The organism is Martinezella rhizogenes (assembly GCF_000799715.1).
In the GTDB taxonomy this organism is placed as follows: domain Bacteria; phylum Pseudomonadota; class Alphaproteobacteria; order Rhizobiales; family Rhizobiaceae; genus Rhizobium; species Rhizobium rhizogenes_C.
In genome coordinates, this window is the sequence record NZ_JUHG01000018.1 from 258,600 (window position 1) to 280,964 (window position 22,365).

Genomic DNA, 22,365 nt, shown 5'->3' on the forward strand with positions numbered 1-22,365 from the left:
AAGGCGATCATTTCATGCATGTTATCGTCACCGGAGGCTCAAGTGGGATCGGTCTGGCGGTAGCCAAGCTCTATGCCACCAGGGGAGATCGCGTTTCCCTGCTCGCCCGTCATTTCGGGCGTCTGGCGCAGGCACGCAACGAACTTACCGCCATCTCCAGCGTCGATCCCTCTCGCATCCAGATCGCCTCCGTCGATGTTGCATCGGCCAGCCAGACCTTGGAAGCCGTCGCGCTCTGCGAACGCGCCTTCGGTCCTTGCGACATCCTCGTCGCCTCGGCGGGGATTGTCGAACCCTGTGCTTTCGACGCGATGTCGGCGGCGGTCTTTGATGAACAGATCGCCACCAATCTCGTCGGAACGGCGAACGTCGTGCGCGCGGTCTACAAGGGCATGAAGGCGCGCCGTGGCGGCAAGATTATGATGATCTCCTCGGGCGCCGCGCTGATCGGCATTTATGGCTACACCGCCTATTGCGCTTCCAAGTCGGCTCTGGCCGGTTTTGCCGAAGCCTTGTGTGCCGAGGCCGGTGCTTTCGGAGTTCGCATCTCCGTGTGCTTTCCGCCCGATACGCTCACGCCGCAATATCGCCGTGAAATGTCGATGCGGCCCGCCGAGGCGGAGCTTTTGATGGGATCCGTCAAACCCTGGAGCGCCGACGCTGTGGCGACAAAGATCGTCCGTGGCCTCGATCGTGGCAAGGTGCGAATTCACTTCGGATTGTCACTGACGGCACTCGCCTATTTCGGCCCGTTGATAAAACCGCCATTGATGTGGTGGTTTTCCCGCAAAATGAGAAAAATAACTGAGCAAGAACGAGAGGGAACTCTTGTCGATGCGGTCGATGAAGGCTTTGATCACGGGAAATGATCACGGAGTTTGCTCAACCCGCGCGATAATGTGGCGTACTCGGCATAAGGCGCGCAAGAGACGAAAAAATTTGGAAGGGGCCGCGTTCGTTCCGGTGTTAGGAAAGAGCGGCGGTAGTTGGCGAATATTTGGACAATATAGTTTTGAAGCTTCATGATTTTCCGGCTCTTCTGACGGTTGCCTGCTTCGCATTTTCCTGCGTCGTCATATTCCTGACCGACCCCTTTGCGATGCCCGCCGCAACCAACAGGCAGAATCGTACCGAGAGAAGCTTGAGGCGACGGGCCTTTGAATGGGCTGCGAAAATTCCGGTCATCGCTCTCGTCTATGCCGGTTTCTTCGCGATTTCCTGGCGTCCGCTTTACGGCGCGCAGGGCGCGATCAGTTTTTTCGTCATCTTCACCGGTATTTCGCGTGCAAAATTCCAGTTCATCCGTGAACCCCTGGTCTTTTCCGATATCGCTCTGGTGGTCGACGTTTTCAAATACAAGGAAATTTTCTACGCGAGCTCCCTAAACGTCGTCTTCTGGATCATCGCGCTTTCCTATGTGTTCGGCGTCAGCGGCCTTTACATGTATTTCGAGCCGTCGATCCTGCCCGATAGTAACGGCTTCCTGTCGGTTCTCGTGATGCTGGCCGTCGCCTTCGGCCCTTGGCTGGCCTTGTTCAGCCGGATCGTCAGCGATCCGGTCTGTCGTTTCACGCAGAAGGTTCTGGGCAAGGTCGACGTCAAGAAGGATACGGTCAGGTTCGGCACGTTTGAATCCGTCGTCTTTCATTTCGTCATTTGGGTTGGCGTCAAGCGTGAGGCGATCGTCACGCAGTTGTCGGAGCGGCTCATCTCCGCTCTCCACGAGCTGTGGGAACATGGTGACGACGAGCCGCTGATCGTCGTCTGGCAGTCCGAATCCTTCATCGATCTCCGGCATTTCGGTGTGGAGAGCGTCAAGCTGCCCAATCTCGACCGACTACGGGAGCAGGCGGTGCAATGGGGGCGAATGACCAGCGTTTTCGAGGGCGGCTATACGCTGCGCACGGAATTCGCCGTGTTGAGCGGCCTTTTGCCCGAGAATGTCCATATCGACGCGAGCTATCCCTATCTGCGCGCCAGCCACTACAAGGATGTCGTCTGGCCGGCGCGGTTGAAGAAAGTTGGCTGGAAGACGCAGTTTATCCACCCCTATGACAAGACCTTCTTCCTGCGCCACAAGGCCATGCCGCAGCTCGGTTTCGACCGGATGATGATGCTGGACGAATTCGACCACCGGCCCGAGCGTGACGGCCCCTATGTCAGCGATCTCGCGCTGACGAAGAGCGTGATTCGCGCGATCGACGAGGATGGAACGGCGAAAAACTTCATGTTCGTCGCCTCCATGGCGAATCACGGCCCCTGGGAGCCTGGCCGCTGCGGCGACCTGACGGATCCTGTGGATATCTATAGCGAATTGCTGATGCGCGCCGACCATGCGCTCGGCAATCTTGCCCATCATCTCGATCGGCTCGATCGTCCCGTCTGGCTGCTGTTCTATGGCGATCACGCGCCGCTGCTGAAAGCTTTCGCCGATCCCTTTCCGGATCCGCGCACGGACTACATCATCGTTCCGCTCGGGCGCGCTCGGGCACATTCGCAAAAGCCGATGCCGGCGCAGGAAGAAGCGCCCTGGAACCTCATCGGTACCTTGCTGCGCTACGCCGGCCTTAGCACTGAGGTCCCGGAGTGATGGCAAGCGGGCAGGGGGCTGGCGAGCAGGAAACAGCGGCGCGCGTCTTTCTCTTCCTGCAGGGGCCGTCATCGCCGCTTTTCGTCGAAATCGCCAGGCGACTGGAGGCTGCGAGTTGCCGCTGCATCCGCATCAATCTCAATCCCGGCGACTGGATGTTCTGGCATCGCCGCGGCACCTTCAATTATCGCGGCAATTTCTCCGGCTGGCGCGATTATGTCCGCCGACGAATCGAGAAGGACAAGATCACGGACGTGATTCTTCTCGGCGAGGAGCGCCCCTATCATCAGGTAGCGATCGAGGAGGCGCGGCGGCAGGGCGCCGGGATCAATATCGTCGAGATGGGATATTTACGGCCGGATTGGGTGACGCTTGAGCGTGACGGAATGTCGTCCAATTCGCGTTTTCCCGTCGATCCGCAGCATATCCTGCAAGCAGCAGAGGGCCTGCCCGAGCCGGACTGGGCGCGCCGCTTTAGCCACAGTTTCCTCGCCGAAGCGGCCTATGACCTTCTCTACAATCTCCCGAATGCCTTCCTGTGGTTCCTCTATCCCGGTTATCAGCGCCATGCGCTCTATCATCCGCTGAGGGAATATGTGGGCTGGCTTCGCCGCCTGCCGTCGAGCGGGAGGCGCGCGCGGAAGGCCGACCTGACGATCGAAGGCTTGATTGCCGATGGGACGCGATTTTTCGTCTACCCCTTGCAGCTTCAGACGGATTATCAGCTGCGCTCGCATTCTCCCTTCCGTCGGCAACAGGATGCCATAAGGCAGATCATAGGCTCCTTCGCTACGCATGCGGCTCCGGATACACATCTGGTGATCAAGCTTCATCCACTTGATAATGGCCTCGTCGATTGGAAGCGCTATGTCGACGGCGTCTGCGCCTCCCATGCCGTTTCGTCCCGCGTTCACGTCATCGACGGCGGCAATCTCGAAAAATTGATCGCGGCGAGCCTTGGCATGGTGACGGTCAATTCCACGGCGGCACTTTCGGCGCTGCAAGCCGAGAGGCCGGTGAAAACACTGGGAGCGGCCATCTACGATATCGAAGGTCTGACCGATCAGAAGCTGCTGGACCTCTTCTGGGAACATCCCACGGCACCATCGGCCGATATCCGCAGCGCATTCCTGAAATTGCTGGCCGCCTCCATCCAGGTGCGCGGGAATTTCTACTCCCATGCTGGCGCACGCGTGGCGGCGGCTGCGATCGCGGAACGGCTTATGGCCCGGACCGTCAATTTGCCGGGCGCCTATATCGATCCGCCGCCACGGCAAAAGCCGATGAAAATCGATATCACCTAAGCCTCCATTGAGTCGAAGGCCCAATCAGCCTTGGAAAAGCAGCGCGGCGCACTCTCGCATATGTGAGTCGCCGACAAGGCCGCCGATCCTGAAATTGACATAACGGCACCTTACATAGGGAATCGTAGTAAATTGAATGCGTCGATTCGGCGTTGAGACAAAGAACGAACACGCGGTTTGCCGGGAGCAAACGTCATGGATGGCAGTAAGATGGAACGGTTTATGCTGAAGGAGCTGCTGGCGATCATCGCAGCTCTGGTGCTTGTTTCAGCGGTGCTTTTGACGATCGTCATCACGGGCAACTACTGAGCGGCACGCTTCGGCGTGCCGGTGCCATTCGTGCGCAAGACATCGAGGGCACGCTCTCCCAAGTGAGAACAGGCGTCGAACAACTGGCAAGCTAGCTGCCTTGCCTATTCATCTTCTTTTTTTGGAAAAATGGTGGGCGATGACGGACTCGAACCGCCGACATCCTCGGTGTAAACGAGGCGCTCTACCAACTGAGCTAATCGCCCTTCAGCGAAGCGGTGCAATTGCCCGCCGCGTTTCGGTGGCCGTGATCTATGCGGAACGACGAAAAACCGCAAGAGTGTTTGTGAAGATTTTTTGATTTTTTTGCTCGCGCGGTGTCGGCGCGAGTTATCAACAATATGTGTTTTCTCGAAAGCAGGCCGGGTGAGGGCGGGGCATATGGGCTGTTTTTGAAATGCGTGGAGCGCGAACCTGCCATGCTAAATCGATGGAACCGAAGCGCGCTGCCGTTGCCTCTGAAAACAATTCGCGATCTGTCACGGATTTGTATTCAAACCTGCTTGACACCCAAACACGAACCCCGTAGTTAGCCGCTCATCGGACGGCCAAGGCCGCTTTGATGGGTGCGAAAGCATCCGGAACGCTTTGAAATGAATGCGGGTGTAGCTCAGTTGGTTAGAGTGCCGGCCTGTCACGCCGGAGGTCGCGGGTTCGAGCCCCGTCACTCGCGCCATTTCAAAGAATGAATTCCGGGCTTTTGCCAGACCGTCAGGTCAAACAATGCGCGGGTGTAGCTCAGTCGGTTAGAGTGCCGGCCTGTCACGCCGGAGGTCGCGGGTTCGAGCCCCGTCACTCGCGCCATTCGCTTCAAGTAACTACAATCAATCATCTATTTGCTGCGAGTGCGAAAGACCCTTTTCGCCTTTGCGCCGATTTGTCGCGATATCGTTGCAACACATTGATAAGTCCGCTTCGCTAGTGCTTGAAGCGAGACATTCAAAAGGCTTGCGCCCGCGCTCCGGCTGCGCTAACCACGGCTTTGTTGCAACGCTCTTTCGCTTGGCTTGGGCATTTGCTCAGAGGCGCCGCCCCGGCGCTCATGGCAGGCAGGGATGGACATGATGACTGGACTGCTCAGTTCCTATATTCCGATAGCAATTTTCATTGGTATTGCCGTAGTGATCGGCCTGGCGTTGTTGATCACGCCGTTTGCCGTCGCCTTCAAGGCGCCCGATTCGGAAAAGCTCTCGGCCTATGAATGCGGCTTTAACGCATTCGATGACGCCCGCATGAAGTTCGATATCCGGTTCTACCTGGTGTCGATCCTCTTCATCATCTTTGACCTGGAAGTCGCCTTCCTCTTCCCCTGGGCCGTATCCTTCAGTGCGATCGGCTGGTTCGGGTTCTGGTCGATGATGGTGTTCCTTGCGGTGCTGACCATCGGCTTTATTTATGAATGGAAAAAGGGAGCGCTCGAATGGGAGTAGCCCAAAGCAACACGACGCTCGTTGCGCCGCAGCCGAAGGGGATCATCGATCCCGCGACCGGCAAGCCGGTTGGCAGCAACGATCCGTTCTTCGGCGAGATCAACAATGAGCTCGCCGACAAGGGTTTCCTGGTCACCTCCACCGATGAATTGATCAACTGGGCCCGTACCGGCTCGTTGATGTGGATGACCTTCGGTCTCGCCTGCTGCGCCGTCGAAATGATGCAGGTTTCCATGCCGCGTTACGACGTCGAGCGTTTCGGCTTCGCACCGCGCGCCTCGCCGCGCCAGTCGGACGTCATGATCGTCGCCGGCACGCTGACCAACAAGATGGCTCCGGCGCTCCGCAAGGTCTATGACCAGATGCCGGAACCGCGTTACGTCATCTCGATGGGCTCCTGCGCCAATGGCGGCGGCTACTATCACTATTCCTATTCGGTTGTGCGCGGCTGCGACCGCATCGTGCCGATCGATATCTACATACCGGGCTGTCCTCCCACGGCGGAGGCGCTGCTTTACGGCGTGCTTTTGCTGCAGAAGAAAATCCGGCGCACCGGCACGATCGAACGGTAAGGCAGGGGACAAGGTATTATGAGTGAAGCCCTGAACGAGCTTGCCACCTATCTTACGGAAGTTCGCGGCGCCCTGATTTCGCATAGCGAGATCAAGTATGGCGAGCTGAACGTGACGACATCAGCCGAAAACGTGATCGCGCTTTTGACCTTCTTGCGTGATGACGCCAAGTGCGGCTTCGTCAACATGACGGATATTTGCGGCGTCGACTGGCCGCAGCGTCCCGATCGTTTCGACGTCGTCTATCATCTGCTGTCGCCGAAGAAGAATCTGCGCATCCGCATCAAGGTTCCAGTTGGCGAAGATCAGCCTGTTCCGTCGGCCTGCGGCATCTATCCGGGTGCCGACTGGTTTGAGCGTGAGACCTGGGACATGTACGGTGTTCTCTTCACCGGCCATCCGGATCTGCGTCGCATCCTGACCGACTACGGTTTTGAAGGCCACCCGCTGCGCAAGGATTTCCCAACCACCGGCTTCGTTGAAGTTCGTTATGATGACGCCGCCAAGCGCGTCGTCTATGAGCCGGTCGAGCTGAAGCAGGAATTCCGCAACTTTGACTTTCTCTCTCCATGGGAAGGCACGGATTACGTGCTGCCGGGCGACGAGAAAGCAAAGGCATAATTTGATGGTGTGTGGCGGGCTGAGCCTGCCATTCTCGAGAATACCTGGAAACGCGAGCCCGTCGCCATGACAGAACATAACGTCCGCAACTTCAACATCAATTTCGGTCCGCAGCATCCGGCTGCGCACGGCGTTTTGCGTCTTGTCCTTGAGTTGGACGGCGAAATTGTGGAACGCGTCGATCCGCATATCGGCCTGCTGCATCGCGGCACGGAAAAGCTGATCGAAACGAAGACCTATCTGCAGGCCGTTCCTTACTTCGATCGCCTCGACTACGTGGCGCCGATGAACCAGGAACATGCTTTTGCGCTGTCCGTCGAAAAGCTGCTCGGCATCGAAATCCCGATCCGTGGCCAGCTGATCCGCGTGCTCTACTCGGAAATCGGCCGCATCTTGTCGCATCTCTTGAACGTCACGACGCAGGCTATGGACGTTGGTGCGCTGACGCCACCGCTCTGGGGCTTCGAAGAGCGCGAAAAGCTGATGGTGTTCTATGAGCGCGCCTCTGGCTCGCGCATGCACGCCGCCTACATTCGTCCGGGCGGGGTTCACCAGGATCTGCCGGAAAAGCTGGTCCAGGACATCGGCGATTGGTGCGATCCCTTCCTGAAGGCGCTCGACGATATCGACGACCTTCTCACCGGCAACCGCATCTTCAAGCAGCGTAACGTCGATATCGGCGTCGTCTCGCTGGAAGACTGTTGGGCCTGGGGCTTCTCGGGCGTCATGGTCCGCGGCTCCGGGGCAGCCTGGGACCTGCGCCGCTCGCAGCCCTATGAATGCTATTCGGATCTGGAATTCGACATTCCGATCGGCAAGAACGGCGACTGCTACGACCGCTATCTGATTCGCATGATCGAGATGCGCGAATCCGTCCGTATCATGAAGCAGTGCGTCAACCGTCTGCTCGGCGATGCCAAGACCGGTCCGGTCTCTTCGCTCGATGGTAAGGTCGTACCGCCGAAGCGTGGCGAGATGAAGCGTTCGATGGAAGCGCTGATCCACCATTTCAAGCTCTATACTGAAGGTTATCACGTCCCGGCCGGCGAGGTTTATTGCGCCGTCGAAGCGCCGAAGGGCGAGTTCGGCGTCTACCTCATCTCCGACGGTTCGAACAAGCCGTATCGCTGCAAGATTCGCGCCCCGGGTTACGCGCATCTGCAGGCCATGGATTTCATGTGCCGTGGCCATCAGCTTGCCGACGTCGCGGCCGTGCTCGGCTCGCTCGACATCGTGTTCGGTGAGGTGGATCGCTGATGCAGCAATGGCCGGTCATCGTTGCCGCGTTGCTTGTCGCTTCGGGTGCTTCCGCCCAGCAAGTCGGCAAGACGCAGACGTTGCCCAGCATCTCTCTGCAAGGTTCGAATGCCAAAAGCGCGAATGTTGCAAAGGGCGATAATGCAGTCCCGCCGGGCAAGGAATCGACCATGGCCGATCTCGTGTCGCAAGGGTATGAAATCAAGGCCGCTGTGCCGAACGGCGGAAAGTTTGTTGTGTTTATGCAAAAAGACCAGTCGGCCTATGCCTGCGAATTCTTGTCCCTGACAGATACGCGGTGTGGGTCCATAAACTGAGATAAGGCGTGAAAGATGTCCGTTCGTCGACTAGCCGAAGATCAATTCCAGCCAGCCGCATTCGCCTTCAACAAGGAAAATGCGACCTGGGCGGAAAAGACGATCAAGAAATATCCAGAGGGTCGCCAGCAATCCGCGATTATCCCGCTGATGATGCGCGCGCAGGAGCAGGAAGGGTGGGTCACCAGGGCGGCTATCGAGACAATCGCCGACATGCTGGACATGGCCCATATCCGCGCGCTTGAAGTTGCGACTTTCTACACTCAGTTCCAGCTCAACCCGGTCGGCACCAAGGCACATATCCAGGTTTGCGGCACGACGCCCTGCATGTTGCGTGGCGCCGAAGGGCTGGTGAAGGTCTGCAAGAGCAAGATCAACGGCCACGCCTTCGAACGCAATGCCGATGGCACGCTCTCCTGGGAAGAAGTCGAATGTCAGGGCGCCTGCGTCAATGCACCGATGGTCGTGATCGGCAAGGATACCTATGAGGATCTGACGCCTGAACGTCTCGAAGAGATCATCGATGCATTCTCCGCAGGCGAGGGCAGCAAAGTCCCGACCGGCCCGCAGATCGACCGCGTCTTCTCCGCGCCGGAAGGTGGCTTGACGTCGCTGACGACGGAGGCTCCGAAAGCAAAGAGCGCAGGCGGCAAGGCTGCGAGCAGCACTGCTTCGGCCAAGGTCGACGCGGCTCCGATACCGCCATCCGAGGCGGCTCGCGCAAAGAGCACCGACGCTGAAACCAACGCAGCGCTGAAGACGCCGGCAACCGCGCTGGCCGCCGCCGCCAAGAATGCCAAGGCAGCCGAAACGCAGCCGCTTTCAGGCACTGCTGCGGCCAAGCCGGCTGCCAGCAAGACCGAAGGCGCGCAGAAGCCGGCATTGACCGACAAGAACCGTCCGGCCGGTATCGAGAAGCCCGCGACCCCGGACGACTTGAAGTTGATTTCCGGCGTCGGTCCCAAGATCGAAGCCATCCTGCATGAGTTGGGTATTTTCACCTTCGCGCAGGTTGCAAAGTGGAAGAAGGCCGAACGCGAATGGGTCGACGGCTATCTGAATTTCAAGGGCCGCATTGAGCGCGACGACTGGATCAATCAGGCCAAGGCACTCGCTAAGGGTGGCGAAGCGGAATATATCAAGGTCTTCGGCAAGAAGCCGCGGTAAGAGGTGAAGCATGTTACAAGATCAAGATCGCATCTTTACCAATATCTACGGCCACAAGGACAAGTCCCTGAAGGGCGCGATGTCGCGCGGCGCATGGGATGGTACCAAGCAGATCCTCGAAAAGGGCCGTGACTGGATCATCAACGAGATGAAGGCCTCCGGTCTTCGCGGACGTGGCGGCGCAGGCTTCCCGACCGGCCTCAAGTGGTCCTTCATGCCGAAGGAAAACGACGGCCGTCCGCATTACCTCGTCGTCAATGCCGACGAGTCGGAGCCGGGAACCTGCAAGGACCGCGACATCATGCGCCACGATCCGCATACGCTGATCGAAGGCTGCGTCATCGCCGGTTTCGCCATGGGTGCGAACACCGCCTATATCTACGTTCGCGGCGAGTACATGCGCGAGCGCGAGGCGCTGCAGGCGGCGATCGACGAATGCTACGATGCCGGACTTCTCGGTAAAAACAACAAGTTGGGCTGGGATTATGATGTTTACGTTCATCATGGCGCCGGCGCTTACATTTGCGGCGAGGAAACCGCGCTGCTCGAAAGCCTGGAAGGCAAGAAGGGCCAGCCGCGCCTGAAGCCGCCATTCCCGGCCAACATGGGTCTCTACGGCTGCCCGACCACCGTCAACAACGTCGAGTCGATCGCCGTTGCCCCGACGATCCTGCGTCGCGGCGCCAGCTGGTTCTCCTCCTTCGGCCGTCCGAACAATGTCGGCACGAAGCTGTTCATGCTCTCCGGTCACGTCAACCGTCCGTGCACGGTCGAAGAAACGATGGGCATCACCTTCCGCGAGCTGGTCGACAAGCATGGCGGCGGCATTCGCGGTGGCTGGGACAATCTGCTTGCCGTCATTCCCGGCGGCGCGTCGTGCCCGATCGTTCCGGCGGCTGACATCATCGACTGCCCGATGGATTTCGACGGCCTGCGCGAAGTCAAATCGTCCTTCGGCACGGCTGCTGCGATCGTCATGGACAAGTCCACCGACGTCATCAAGGCGATCGCCCGTATCTCGGCCTTCTTCAAGCATGAAAGCTGCGGCCAGTGCACGCCGTGCCGCGAAGGCACCGGCTGGATGTGGCGCGTGCTGGAACGCATGGCCAAGGGCAATGCGCAGAAGCGCGAGATCGACATGCTGTTCCAGGTGACGAAGCAGATCGAAGGCCATACCATCTGTGCGCTCGGCGATGCCGCCGCATGGCCGGTACAGGGCCTGATCCGCAACTTCCGCCCGGAAATTGAAAGACGCATCGACCAGTACACGGCCAATGCGACGAGCCACGGCGCAGTGCTGGAAGCTGCCGAGTAGGGATGACAATGGCGAAGACCACAGATACCAGGCAGGACAGCGGAGCAGCCGATGCATCGGCTGATCTCGGCCGTTTTGCCGCGGATATGCTGCGGAACGCGCCGGTCATGCCGATCCACCCGTTGATGGCGCATCCTGCGGCGGCATTCGCCGCGGCTGCCGCCATTGGATTCGGTTTCACGTCGCAGATCGCCGGCGCGTTCTTCGGTGCGTTGCAGGGCGCGGTCGATGCAACGAGTAAGCGTGCTGCCGCGCCGACCGAAGAAAAGCCGGCGGCAAAGAAGGATGGAGCAGGGGAAGCGAAGCCGGTAAAGGCGTCGCCCGCTGCCAAGCCTGCCGCTGTAAAGCCGGCAGTCGTAAAGAAGGTCGCGCCGAAGACGGCCGCGGTAAAAGCCGCGCCGGCCAAGGCCGCGGTCAAAACCAAAGTCAAGGTTGCCGCCATCGCGGAGCCGGTTGCGGCAAAACCAGCGTCGGCTCCGGCACGTAGCCGCAAGGCTGCCGTGAAGACGGACGACCTGAAGCGGATTTCGGGTATCGGCCCGAAGCTGGAGCAGGTTCTGAACGGACGCGGCATTCTGCGCGTTGCCGATATTGCCGCCTGGAGCGACAGGGATATCGATCGGATCGATGCGGAGCTCGGTTTTGATGGCCGTATCCGCCGTGACGACTGGGTCGGCCAGGCAAGGGCGCTCCAGCCGAAGGGCCGGGGTTAAAGTTTTCTACGGCTGATCCAGCCGTAGAGCATGAATGAGGCGGTGAAGCATGTTGCGGGCGGGGCCTGCGATGTCGCAGCCGGGACGCCGATCTTGCGGGGGCAAGGTTCGGCAAAGGTGATTGTGAGCAAGACCGGTGCCACGCGGCTGAAATGCCGTTCCGGTGGCGAGATGGTGTTGCGGTCATGAAATTGTCTGCGGCCAGGCTCGGCGGCAGACGGGACATAGGACTGAGTGGACGATGGTAAAACTGAAGATTGACGGTAACGAGATCGAAGTCCCGGATCACTACACGCTTATCCAGGCGTGCGAGGAAGCCGGCGCCGAAGTCCCGCGCTTCTGCTTCCATGAACGACTGTCGGTGGCCGGCAATTGCCGCATGTGCCTCGTCGAGGTGAAGGGTGGCCCGCCGAAACCGCAGGCTTCCTGCGCCATGGGCGTGCGCGATATCCGTGGCGGCCCGAATGGCGAGCTTCCGGAAGTCTTTACCAACACGCCGATGGTCAAGAAGGCCCGCGAAGGCGTAATGGAATTCCTGCTGATCAACCATCCGCTGGATTGCCCGATCTGCGACCAGGGCGGCGAATGCGACCTGCAGGACCAGGCCATGGCGTTTGGTATCGACAGCTCGCGCTATCAGGAAGACAAGCGCGCCGTCGAAGACAAGTATATCGGCCCGCTCGTCAGCACCGTGATGAACCGCTGCATCCACTGCACGCGCTGCGTCCGCTTCACGACGGAAGTCGCCGGCATTTCCGAACTCGGCCTGATCGGCCGCGGCGAAGATGCCGAGATCACCACCTATCTCGAGCAGGCGATGACCTCCGAGCTTCAGGGCAACGTCGTCGACCTTTGCCCGGTCGGCGCATTGACCTCGAAGCCCTTCGCCTTTACGGCCCGTCCGTGGGAACTGAGCAAGACCGAATCGATCGACGTCATGGACGCACTCGGCTCGGCCATCCGCGTCGATACCCGCGGCCGCGAAGTCATGCGCGTGCTGCCGCGCGTCAACGAGCAGATCAATGAAGAATGGATCTCCGACAAGACCCGCTTCATCTGGGATGGCCTGAAGACGCAGCGCCTCGATAAGCCTTACGTCCGCAAGGATGGCCGCCTGCAGCCGGCAAGCTGGGGCGATGCTTTTGCCGCCATCAAGTCGGCGGTTGCCGCCACCAGCGGCGACAAGATCGGCGCGATCGCCGGCGATCTTGCTTCGGTCGAAGAGATGTACGCTCTCTCCGAACTGCTGAAATCGCTGGGATCGGAAAATCTCGACTGTCGCCAGGACGGGACGGCGCTTGATCCGTCGCTGGGCCGCGCAAGCTACATCTTCAATCCGAGCATCGAAGGCATCGAAGCCGCCGATGCGCTGCTGATCATCGGCGCAAATCCGCGCTTCGAAGCAGCCGTGATGAATTCGCGCATCCGCAAGCGCTGGCGTCGTGGCAAGTTCCCGATCGGTGTGATCGGCGAACATGGCGACCTGCGTTACCCCGTCGATTATCTCGGTGCCGGTCCGGAGACGCTTGCTGATCTCGTCAGCGGCTCGCATAGCTTCGCCGACGTTCTGAAGACCGCGCAGAAGCCGATGATCATCATCGGCCAGGGCGCGCTCATCCGCAACGATGGTGCAGCAGTGCTGGCGAATGCCGCCAAGCTCGCCGCTGCCGTCGGCGTCGTCAAGGATGACTGGAACGGCTTTGCCGTGCTGCATACGGCGGCGTCCCGCGTCGGCGGCCTCGACCTCGGCTTCGTGCCGGGCGCCAAGGGCGTCAATGCAGCTCAGATGCTTGCCTCGATGGATGTTCTCTTCCTGCTCGGCGCCGACGAGTTGGACTTCAGCCGCAAGGGCTCGAAGTTCACCGTCTACATCGGCTCGCATGGCGATAACGGCGCGCACAATGCCGACGTCATCCTACCGGCGGCCACCTACACCGAAAAGTCGGGCACCTGGGTCAATACCGAGGGCCGCGTCCAAGTCGGCAACCGCGCGGGCTTCGCCCCGGGCGACGCCCGTGAGGACTGGGCTGTCATTCGCGCCCTTTCCGATGTGCTCGGCAAGAAGCTTCCCTTTGATTCGCTGAGAGAATTGCGCGTCAAGCTCTATGCCGCTTTCCCGCATTTCGCCGGTATCGACGAGATCGCCGAAGGCGATAGCGCTCAAATTGTCGCACTTGCGAAAAAAGCCGGCGCGATGGGCAAATCCGCGTTTGCTTCGCCGATCAAAGACTTCTATTTGACGAACCCGATAGCGCGTGCCTCGGCGGTTATGGCCGAGTGCTCCGCATTGGCCCGCAACAATTTCCAGGCTGCGGCAGAGTAAGGGCAGAGGACCATGGATTCATTCGTTTCGACCTATCTCTGGCCGGCGCTGATTATGATTGGTCAGTCCTTGCTGCTGCTGGTCTGCCTGCTGGTCTTTATCGCCTATATCCTTCTTGCCGACCGCAAGATCTGGGCGGCCGTTCAGCTGCGCCGCGGCCCGAACGTCGTTGGCCCCTTTGGCCTGTTCCAGTCCTTTGCCGACCTTTTGAAGTTCATGGTCAAGGAGCCGATCATCCCGGCCGGCGCCAACAAGGCAGTCTTCCTCCTGGCGCCGCTGGTTTCCGTGGTTCTAGCGCTTTCCACCTGGGCCGTCGTGCCGGTGGCGAACGGCTGGGTTATCGCCAACATCAATGTCGGCATTCTCTACATTCTGGCGATCTCGTCGCTCGAAGTGTACGGCATCATCATGGGCGGCTGGGCTTCGAACTCGAAGTATCCGTTCCTCGGCGCGCTGCGTTCGGCCGCGCAGATGGTGTCCTACGAAGTCTCGATCGGCCTGGTCATCGTCACCGTGCTGCTCTGCGTCGGTTCGCTCAACCTGACGGATATCGTCATGTCGCAGCAGACAGGCCTCGGCACCAAGCTCGGTCTGCCTGCCTCGTTCCTCGACTGGCACTGGCTGTCGCTGTTCCCGATGTTCATCGTGTTCTTCATTTCGGCGCTGGCTGAAACGAACCGTCCGCCCTTCGACCTTCCGGAAGCGGAATCGGAACTGGTTGCCGGCTTCATGGTCGAATACGGTTCCGCGCCGTACATGATGTTCATGCTCGGTGAATATGCCGCCGTTGTTCTCATGTGCTCGCTGACCACGATCCTTTTCCTCGGCGGCTGGTTGCCTCCGGTCGATATCTGGATCCTGAGCTGGGTCCCGGGCATCATCTGGTTCATGCTGAAGTCGTGCCTCGTCTTCTTCATGTTCGCGATGGTCAAGGCTTTCGTGCCGCGCTACCGCTACGACCAGCTCATGCGCCTCGGCTGGAAGGTGTTCCTGCCGCTGTCGCTCGCCATGGTCATTATCGTTGCATTCGTGCTGAAGCTGATGGGATGGGCATGATGATGTCGATCCTCGCTTCAAGCAGATTTGGAGGTTGAAGATGGCCGGATTTTCCAATGCCGTCAGCTCGGTGTTCCTCAAGGAATTCGTCGGCGCATTCTTTCTGTCGATGCGTTACTTCTTCAAACAGAAGGCGACGATCAATTACCCCTTCGAAAAGGGACCGGTCAGCGCGCGCTTCCGTGGTGAGCACGCCTTGCGCCGCTATCCGAACGGCGAAGAGCGTTGCATCGCCTGCAAGCTCTGCGAGGCGATCTGTCCTGCCCAGGCTATCACCATCGAAGCCGGGCCGCGCCGCAATGACGGCACCCGCCGTACGGTGCGTTACGACATCGACATGGTGAAGTGCATCTATTGCGGCTTCTGCCAGGAAGCTTGCCCGGTCGACGCTATCGTCGAAGGGCCGAACTTCGAATTTGCCACCGAAACCCGCGAAGAGCTTTATTTCGACAAGGCGCGGCTTTTGGAGAATGGCGACCGCTGGGAACGTGAAATCGCGCGCAACATCGCGATCGACTCGCCGTACCGCTAAGCGGACTTTTGAATATGTCGTGACGGATGGCTGAGATGGTCGCCGTCGCGGTTGAATAGAGACCGGGGCTTTGTGCCGGACATGTGTCCGGTCAAGCCTCATCGGGCAGAGACACTCCCGGCTGCCCGGGGGAAGACGAAAAAGGCACCAACATGGGTCTGCAGGCTCTTTTTTTCTATATCTTCGCCTTCATCGCGGTGGCGTCGGCGTTCATGGTTATCTCGGCGCGGAATCCGGTCCACTCGGTCCTGTTCCTCATCCTGGTCTTCTTTAATGCCGCAGGCCTCTTCCTCCTCCTGGGGGCGGAATTCCTGGCGATGATCCTGCTGGTCGTCTATGTCGGCGCAGTTGCGGTTCTCTTCCTCTTCGTCGTCATGATGCTCGACATCGACTTCTCGGAGCTCAGGGCAGGCATTCTGGAATATGCCCCGATCGGCGCGCTGATCGGCATCATCCTCGCCGCCGAACTGATCGTCGTTGTCGGCGGCAGCGTGATTTCGCCCACTATCGCCAAGACGGTCGCCATGCCGATCCCGGCTTTGACGGAACGGACGAACACCGCCGCGCTCGGCGACGTGCTCTATACCAACTACGTTTATTTCTTCGAGATCGCCGGCCTTGTGCTGCTAGTCGCGATGATCGGCGCCATCGTTCTGACGCTGAGGCATCGCACGCACATCAAGCGTCAGAATATTTCCCAACAGGTCGCCCGCACGCCCGCGACCGCCGTCGAGGTGGTCAAGGTCAAGCCGGGGCAGGGCGTCTGAGGCGAGGCACGAGGGTTAAAGGAACAAGAACATGGTCATCGGACTTTCCCACTACCTCACGGTCAGCGCCATTCTTTTCGTGCTCGGCGTCTTCGGTATCTTCCTGAACCGCAAGAACGTGATCATCATCCTGATGTCGGTTGAGCTCATCCTGCTCGCGGTCAACATCAACATGGTCGCCTTCTCGTCGTTCCTCAACGACATCGTTGGCCAGGTCTTCGCTCTGTTTATTCTGACCGTCGCCGCCGCCGAAGCGGCCATCGGTCTGGCTATTCTCGTCGTCTTCTACCGTAATCGCGGTTCCATCGCCGTCGAAGACGTCAACGTGATGAAGGGCTGATACAGCTATGTTCCTCTATAAGGCTATCGTCTTTCTTCCCCTGATTGGCGCTCTCATCGCCGGCCTGTTCGGCCGCGGCATCGGTGCCAAGGCTTCGGAATACGTCACCACCGGCTTGATGATCGTCGCCGCGATCCTGTCCTGGGTCGCCTTCTTTACAGTGGCGCTCGGCCATGGCGAAGGCCCGATCAAGATCGAAGTCCTGCGCTGGATCCAGTCCGGCGGCATCGACGCGGCCTGGACGCTGCGCATCGACACGCTGACCTCGGTGATGCTGATCGTCGTGAACTCGGTGTCGACCCTCGTTCATGTCTATTCGATCGGATACATGCATCACGATCCGCATCGTCCGCGCTTCTTCGCCTATCTCTCGCTCTTCACCTTCGCCATGCTGATGCTGGTGACCTCCGACAACCTCGCCCAGATGTTCTTCGGCTGGGAAGGCGTCGGTCTCGCCTCCTATCTGCTCATCGGCTTCTGGTTCAAGAAGCCGTCGGCATCCGCCGCTGCGATGAAAGCCTTCATTGTTAACCGCGTCGGCGACTTCGGTTTCGTGCTCGGCATCGCCGGCGTCTTCGTTCTCTTCGGCTCGATCAACTTCGACGTCATCTTCGGCAATGCCCAGGCCTTTGCCGCGGGGCAGGGCGGTCAGCCGGGCGATATCGTGCTGAACCTCTTCGGCATGCATCTTGATCGCGGTCATGCGCTGACCGGCGTCTGCCTGCTGCTGTTCATGGGCGCGATGGGCAAATCGGCGCAGTTCCTGCTGCACACCTGGTTGCCGGACGCCATGGAAGGCCCGACCCCGGTGTCGGCGCTCATCCATGCAGCCACCATGGTCACCGCCGGCGTCTTCCTCGTCGCCCGCATGTCGCCGATCTTCGAACTCTCGCCGGATGCGCTGACCTTCGTCACCATCATCGGCGCGATCACCGCCTTCTTTGCGGCAACCGTCGGCCTCGTGCAGAACGACATCAAGCGCGTCATCGCCTATTCGACCTGTTCGCAGCTTGGCTATATGTTCGTGGCGCTGGGCGTCGGCGCTTACGGCGCCGCCATCTTCCATCTGTTCACGCACGCCTTCTTCAAGGCTTTGCTCTTCCTCTGCGCCGGCTCGGTCATCCACGCCGTCGATGGTGAGCAGGACATGCGTCACATGGGCGGCCTTCGTTCGCACATCAAGAAGACCTACTGGATGATGATCATCGGTACCCTGGCGATCACCGGCGTCGGCATTCCATTCTCGCCGATCGGCTTTGCCGGGTTCTTCTCCAAGGATGCGATCATCGAGGCTTCCTACACGTCGCATAATCCGGCCTCGGGCTTTGCCTTCACGCTGCTGGTTATCGCCGCGCTGTTCACCAGCTTCTATTCCTGGCGCCTGATCTTCATGACCTTCTTCGGCAAGCCCCGCGCTTCGCACGAGGTCATGCATCATGTCCATGAATCGCCGAACGTCATGCTGATCCCGCTTTATCTGCTGGCAATCGGCGCCGTCTTCGCCGGCTGGTATTTCCACGACTACTTCGTCGGCCATGACTACGAGGAATTCTGGAAGCATGCGCTCTTCACGCTGCCGGACAACAAGATCCTCGAAGAGATGGAGCATGCTCCGCATTGGGTCGAGCTCAGCCCGTTCATTGCGATGGTGCTTGGTTTCGTGACCGCCTGGTACATGTACATCAAGTCGCCGGAGACGCCGAAGGCGCTCGCAAAGCAGCATCGCGTGCTCTACGAGTTCCTCTTGAACAAGTGGTACTTCGACGAGCTCTATGACTTCCTCTTCGTTCGTTCCGCTAAGGCGCTCGGTCGCTTCCTGTGGAAGAAGGGCGATGTTGGCGTCATCGATACCTACGGTCCGAACGGTATCGCGGCCCGCGTCTCCGATGTTACCAACCGCGTCGTCCGTCTTCAGACCGGTTACCTCTATCACTATGCCTTCGCGATGCTGCTCGGTATTGCAGCCCTCGTTACCTGGATGATGCTCGGGAGTGCCCTCTGATGACCGATTGGCCTATTCTTTCAACGGTCACCTTCCTGCCGCTGGTCGGCGTTCTCATTCTGCTGTTCATGCGGGATGACGGACCCAATGGCCGCCGCAACATCCTGAACGTGTCGCTGCTGACGACGGTCTTCACCTTCGTCGTCTCACTGTTCATCTGGATCGGTTTCGACAACGCCAATCCGGGCTTCCAGATGATCGAGAAGCACGGCTGGCTCGGTACCGGCATCAGCTATCACCTTGGCGTCGACGGCATCTCCATGCTGTTCGTCATCCTGTCGACCTTCCTGATGCCCTTCTGCGTGCTGGCAAGCTGGCTCTCGGTCGAGAAACGCCTGAAGGACTACATGATCGCCTTCCTCGTCCTCGAGACGATGATGATCGGCGTCTTCGTGTCGCTGGATATCGTGCTGTTCTACGTCTTCTTTGAAGCCGGCCTCATCCCGATGTTCCTGATCATCGGCGTCTGGGGCGGCAAGGATCGCGTCTACGCTAGCTACAAGTTCTTCCTCTATACGCTGCTCGGTTCGGTGCTGATGCTGCTCGCCATCATGGCGATGTACTGGCAGGCCGGCACCACGGACATTCCGGCGCTGCTTGCCTACAAGTTCCCGCCGCATATGCAGACATGGCTATGGCTTGCCTTCTTCGCCTCCTTCGCGGTGAAGATGCCGATGTGGCCAGTCCACACCTGGTTGCCTGATGCCCACGTTCAGGCGCCGACGGCGGGCTCGGTCATCCTGGCCGGTATCCTCCTGAAGCTCGGTGGATACGGTCTCATCCGCTTCTCGCTCGGCATGTTCCCGAACGCGTCTGAATATTTCGCGCCACTCGTCTTCGCCATGTCCGTCATCGCCATCATCTACACCTCGCTAGTGGCGCTGATGCAGGAAGACATCAAGAAGCTGATCGCCTACTCCTCGGTTGCGCACATGGGCTATGTCACCATGGGCATCTTTGCGGCCAACCAGCAGGGCGTGCAGGGCGCGATCTTCCAGATGCTGTCGCATGGCATCGTCTCGGGCGCGCTCTTCCTCTGCGTCGGCGTGATCTATGACCGTACGCATACCCGCGAAATCGCGGCCTATGGCGGCCTGGTCAACAACATGCCGAAATACGCGGTGGCGATGATGATCTTCACCATGGCCAATGTCGGTCTGCCCGGCACTTCCGGTTTCATCGGCGAATTCCTGACCCTGATCGGCGTCTTCCGCGTCAACACCTGGGTTGCGCTGTTTGCCGCCACCGGTGTTATCCTTTCGGCCGCTTACGCGCTTTGGCTTTACCGCCGCGTCATCTTCGGCGCGCTGGAAAAGGAAAACCTGAAGAAGCTGCTGGATCTGTCGCCACGCGAACAGCTGATCCTCTATCCGCTGATCGCACTGACGATCCTCTTCGGCGTCTATCCGGCTCCGATCTTCGATGCGACGGCCGCTTCGGTGGATCTGCTTGTGAACAACTACACCGCAGCCCTGCACGCCGCGCAGAATGTTGCGCTGTCGATGAATTGATGACGGGACTTATTCGACATGACTGCTGACACAATTCTTGCAAGCCTGCATCTTTCCATCCCCGAGCTCATCCTCGCGGTCGGTGCACTTGTGCTGCTCATGATCGGCGTCTTCTCAGGCGAACGGTCTGGTCCCACGGTTACCGGCCTTGCCATCGCGGTTCTCGCGGTGGCCGGTCTCTGGATCATCTTCGTGCCGGGCGAGGGCCTGGCCTACGGCGGTGCCTATCTCGCCGACGGCTTCTCGCGCTTCATGAAGATCGTCGCGCTGGTCGGCTCGATCGTCGCCATGTTCATGAGCATGGGGCAGGCGCGCGAGCAGCAGCTCGATCGCTTCGAGTTCCCGGTGCTCCTCCTGCTGGCGACCCTCGGCATTCTGCTGATGATCTCGGCGCACGACCTGATCTCGCTCTACCTGTCGCTGGAACTGCAGTCACTGGCGCTCTACGTCGTTGCCGCCATCAACCGCGACAACCTCAAGTCGACGGAAGCCGGCCTGAAGTATTTCGTGCTCGGCGCGTTGTCCTCGGGCATGCTGCTCTATGGCATGTCGCTGGTCTACGGATTCACCGGCCATACGACCTTCGATGCGATCGCCACGGCGCTGAGCTCCGAAACCCGTTCTCTCGGCCTTGTCTTCGGTTTGGTCTTCGTCCTTGCCGGTCTGGCCTTCAAGATCTCCGCCGTGCCGTTCCATATGTGGACGCCGGACGTCTATGAAGGTGCTCCGACCCCGGTCACCGCCTTCTTCGCGGCCGCTCCGAAGGTCGCGGCCATGGCGATCTTGGTCCGTCTCGTCATCACCGCCTTCCAGCCGGTGCTTGCTGATTGGCAGCAGATCATCGTCTTCATCTCGATTGCCTCGATGGTGCTTGGCGCTTTCGCGGCGATCGGTCAGCGCAACTTCAAGCGACTGATGGCCTATTCGTCCATCGGTCACATGGGCTATGCGCTGGTCGGCCTCGCGGCCGGCAACCAGACCGGCGTCTCCGGCGTCATGCTCTATATGGTCATCTACATGGTCATGACCCTTGGCGTCTTCGCCATCATCATGGCGATGCGCCGCAAGGACGGCCGTCAGGTCGAGAATGTCGATGATCTCGCCGGCCTTTCGACAACCAACCCGTTCATGGCAACCGTGCTAACGGCGCTGATGTTCTCGCTGGCAGGCATCCCGCCGCTGGCAGGCTTCTTCGGGAAGTACTTCGTCTTCGTTGCTGCCATCCAGGCCCATCTCTATGCGCTTGCTATTATCGGCGTTCTCTCCTCGGTCGTCGGCGCCTACTACTATCTGCGCGTCATCAAGCTGATGTGGTTCGATGAAGCCAAGGACGAGTTCGTCCGCACGGACGGTTCGCTACGTCTGGTCTTCGGCCTCTCGGGTCTCTTCGTTATCACCTACATCTTCTTTGGCGGCGCTATCGGTGGTGCTGCCGACCTTGCCGCCGCGACGCTGTTTTGATGGCGTCTGACATGAATAGCCGGAAGTCGCTCGCCGACTTCCGGCATGATGCCCTCTCAGAGACTGCGTCCACCAATAGCGAATGCCTGGAGCGCGCGCGGGCTGGTGACGCCGGAAATCTCTGGGTAACGGCAGCCCGCCAGACGGGTGGCCGCGGACGCCGTGGACGTCCTTGGGTGTCCGAACCCGGTAATCTCTACGCTTCCCTTCTTCTGATCGATCCCGCCCCCATGGACCGCCTAGGCTCGCTGCCCCTGGCTGTCGCTGTCGGTGTGCACCAGGCGGTGCGCGGCGTGCTGCCCCTGGCGGCGGAGCCCGTCGAGGTCAAATGGCCGAACGACATCCTGATTGGTCGCAAGAAGACCTGTGGCATCCTGATCGAGGGCGAGGCTCTCCCGGACGGACGCTATGCATTGGTGATCGGCATTGGCATCAATGTCGCCGTCATGCCCGACAATCCGATGTATCCGGTCACCTGCCTGCGCGAGCAGGGTTCGATGGTGTCGCCGGAAGAATTGTTTGCACATCTCTATGCCTCAATGGCCGAGGCGCTGGCCGCCTGGAACAGCGGCAAGGGTGTTCGCGAGATAACGGCGCGCTGGCGCGACGTTGCTTGCGGTGTTGGTGAAAAGATCACAGTGAATCTGCCGGATCGTTCGATTTCCGGGCATTTTGCCGGAATTGATGATAATGGCTTGTTGATGCTCGACGCCGGCGGCGGCAAGGTTTTGCCGATCGCGGCGGGCGACGTTTTTTTCAGATCGTAGGTAAAAGATAG

20 protein-coding genes and 3 tRNA genes are annotated in these 22,365 nt (G+C 59.6%); 22 read left to right on the forward strand and 1 reads right to left on the reverse strand.

The window, feature by feature from the left end; genetic code table 11:
- Positions 1–14 precede the first annotated feature (14 nt).
- The 3 genes from EX00_RS27415 to EX00_RS27425 all read left to right on the forward strand — a co-directional run bounded on the left by EX00_RS27415 (position 15) and on the right by EX00_RS27425 (position 3,894).
- Positions 15–869, forward strand: coding sequence for an SDR family oxidoreductase (locus tag EX00_RS27415; protein WP_052210971.1), 855 nt, complete (start codon positions 15–17; stop codon positions 867–869).
- A 143-nt stretch (positions 870–1,012) separates the two neighbouring features.
- Positions 1,013–2,590, forward strand: coding sequence for an LTA synthase family protein (locus EX00_RS27420; RefSeq protein ID WP_234709123.1), 1,578 nt, complete (start codon positions 1,013–1,015; stop codon positions 2,588–2,590).
- Positions 2,590–3,894 (forward strand): capsule biosynthesis protein, encoded by a 1,305-nt coding sequence (locus EX00_RS27425; RefSeq protein ID WP_047464986.1) that lies wholly within the window; start codon positions 2,590–2,592, stop codon positions 3,892–3,894. The genes EX00_RS27420 and EX00_RS27425 overlap by 1 nt, the downstream gene beginning before the upstream one ends.
- Positions 3,895–4,333: 439 nt before the next feature.
- Here EX00_RS27425 and EX00_RS27430 read toward each other — a convergent pair.
- Positions 4,334–4,409 (reverse strand) — tRNA-Val (locus EX00_RS27430).
- Positions 4,410–4,802: 393 nt separating this feature from the next.
- Between EX00_RS27430 and EX00_RS27435 the strand changes: the two genes are divergently transcribed.
- The 19 genes from EX00_RS27435 (at position 4,803) to EX00_RS27525 (ending at position 22,354) form a co-directional block, all read left to right on the forward strand.
- Positions 4,803–4,879: transfer RNA gene (locus EX00_RS27435), tRNA-Asp, on the forward strand.
- 51 nt (positions 4,880–4,930) lie between these two features.
- Positions 4,931–5,007 (forward strand) — tRNA-Asp (locus EX00_RS27440).
- Between the two features lie 260 nt (positions 5,008–5,267).
- Positions 5,268–5,633: an NADH-quinone oxidoreductase subunit A gene (locus EX00_RS27445; RefSeq protein ID WP_047465218.1), complete on the forward strand. Its 366-nt coding sequence runs from the start codon at positions 5,268–5,270 to the stop codon at positions 5,631–5,633.
- Positions 5,624–6,205, forward strand: a complete 582-nt coding sequence (locus tag EX00_RS27450; RefSeq protein ID WP_007689948.1) for a NuoB/complex I 20 kDa subunit family protein — start codon at positions 5,624–5,626, stop codon at positions 6,203–6,205. Before EX00_RS27445 ends, EX00_RS27450 begins: the two co-directional genes overlap by 10 nt.
- A gap of 18 nt (positions 6,206–6,223) precedes the next feature.
- A complete protein-coding gene (locus tag EX00_RS27455; RefSeq protein WP_047464989.1) occupies positions 6,224–6,826 on the forward strand; it encodes an NADH-quinone oxidoreductase subunit C in 603 nt (200 codons plus the stop codon).
- A 66-nt stretch (positions 6,827–6,892) separates the two neighbouring features.
- Positions 6,893–8,083 carry an NADH-quinone oxidoreductase subunit D gene (locus tag EX00_RS27460; RefSeq protein WP_047464990.1) on the forward strand — a complete coding sequence of 397 codons (1,191 nt, stop codon included), beginning with the start codon at positions 6,893–6,895 and terminating at the stop codon, positions 8,081–8,083.
- Positions 8,083–8,400, forward strand: coding sequence for a hypothetical protein (locus EX00_RS27465; RefSeq protein ID WP_047464991.1), 318 nt, complete (start codon positions 8,083–8,085; stop codon positions 8,398–8,400). Before EX00_RS27460 ends, EX00_RS27465 begins: the two co-directional genes overlap by 1 nt.
- Before the next feature lie 15 nt (positions 8,401–8,415).
- Positions 8,416–9,567, forward strand: a complete 1,152-nt coding sequence (locus EX00_RS27470) for an NADH-quinone oxidoreductase subunit E (protein WP_047464993.1) — start codon at positions 8,416–8,418, stop codon at positions 9,565–9,567.
- Positions 9,568–9,577: 10 nt separating this feature from the next.
- Entirely contained in the window at positions 9,578–10,882 is a 1,305-nt protein-coding gene (gene nuoF, locus EX00_RS27475; RefSeq protein ID WP_047464995.1) for an NADH-quinone oxidoreductase subunit NuoF, read from the forward strand.
- Positions 10,883–10,890: 8 nt separating this feature from the next.
- Positions 10,891–11,595, forward strand: a complete 705-nt coding sequence (locus tag EX00_RS27480) for a 5' DNA nuclease (RefSeq protein ID WP_155294142.1) — start codon at positions 10,891–10,893, stop codon at positions 11,593–11,595.
- Between the two features lie 241 nt (positions 11,596–11,836).
- On the forward strand, positions 11,837–13,918 hold the full coding sequence (gene nuoG / locus EX00_RS27485) for an NADH-quinone oxidoreductase subunit NuoG (RefSeq protein ID WP_047465000.1): 2,082 nt from the start codon (positions 11,837–11,839) through the stop codon (positions 13,916–13,918).
- Between the two features lie 12 nt (positions 13,919–13,930).
- Positions 13,931–14,974, forward strand: coding sequence for an NADH-quinone oxidoreductase subunit NuoH (gene nuoH, locus EX00_RS27490; RefSeq protein ID WP_047465002.1), 1,044 nt, complete (start codon positions 13,931–13,933; stop codon positions 14,972–14,974).
- A gap of 40 nt (positions 14,975–15,014) precedes the next feature.
- On the forward strand, positions 15,015–15,506 hold the full coding sequence (gene nuoI, locus EX00_RS27495; RefSeq protein WP_047465005.1) for an NADH-quinone oxidoreductase subunit NuoI: 492 nt from the start codon (positions 15,015–15,017) through the stop codon (positions 15,504–15,506).
- Positions 15,507–15,658: 152 nt separating this feature from the next.
- Entirely contained in the window at positions 15,659–16,273 is a 615-nt protein-coding gene (locus EX00_RS27500; protein WP_047465007.1) for an NADH-quinone oxidoreductase subunit J, read from the forward strand.
- A 31-nt stretch (positions 16,274–16,304) separates the two neighbouring features.
- Positions 16,305–16,613 (forward strand): NADH-quinone oxidoreductase subunit NuoK, encoded by a 309-nt coding sequence (gene nuoK, locus EX00_RS27505; RefSeq protein WP_007689961.1) that lies wholly within the window; start codon positions 16,305–16,307, stop codon positions 16,611–16,613.
- A 7-nt stretch (positions 16,614–16,620) separates the two neighbouring features.
- Positions 16,621–18,615, forward strand: coding sequence for an NADH-quinone oxidoreductase subunit L (gene nuoL, locus EX00_RS27510; protein ID WP_047465011.1), 1,995 nt, complete (start codon positions 16,621–16,623; stop codon positions 18,613–18,615).
- Positions 18,615–20,126, forward strand: coding sequence for an NADH-quinone oxidoreductase subunit M (locus tag EX00_RS27515; protein WP_047465014.1), 1,512 nt, complete (start codon positions 18,615–18,617; stop codon positions 20,124–20,126). The genes nuoL and EX00_RS27515 overlap by 1 nt, the downstream gene beginning before the upstream one ends.
- Positions 20,127–20,144: 18 nt before the next feature.
- Positions 20,145–21,587 carry an NADH-quinone oxidoreductase subunit NuoN gene (gene nuoN / locus EX00_RS27520; RefSeq protein ID WP_047465016.1) on the forward strand — a complete coding sequence of 481 codons (1,443 nt, stop codon included), beginning with the start codon at positions 20,145–20,147 and terminating at the stop codon, positions 21,585–21,587.
- Positions 21,587–22,354: a biotin--[acetyl-CoA-carboxylase] ligase gene (locus EX00_RS27525; RefSeq protein WP_047465019.1), complete on the forward strand. Its 768-nt coding sequence runs from the start codon at positions 21,587–21,589 to the stop codon at positions 22,352–22,354. Before nuoN ends, EX00_RS27525 begins: the two co-directional genes overlap by 1 nt.
- The last annotated feature ends 11 nt before the right edge of the window (positions 22,355–22,365 follow it).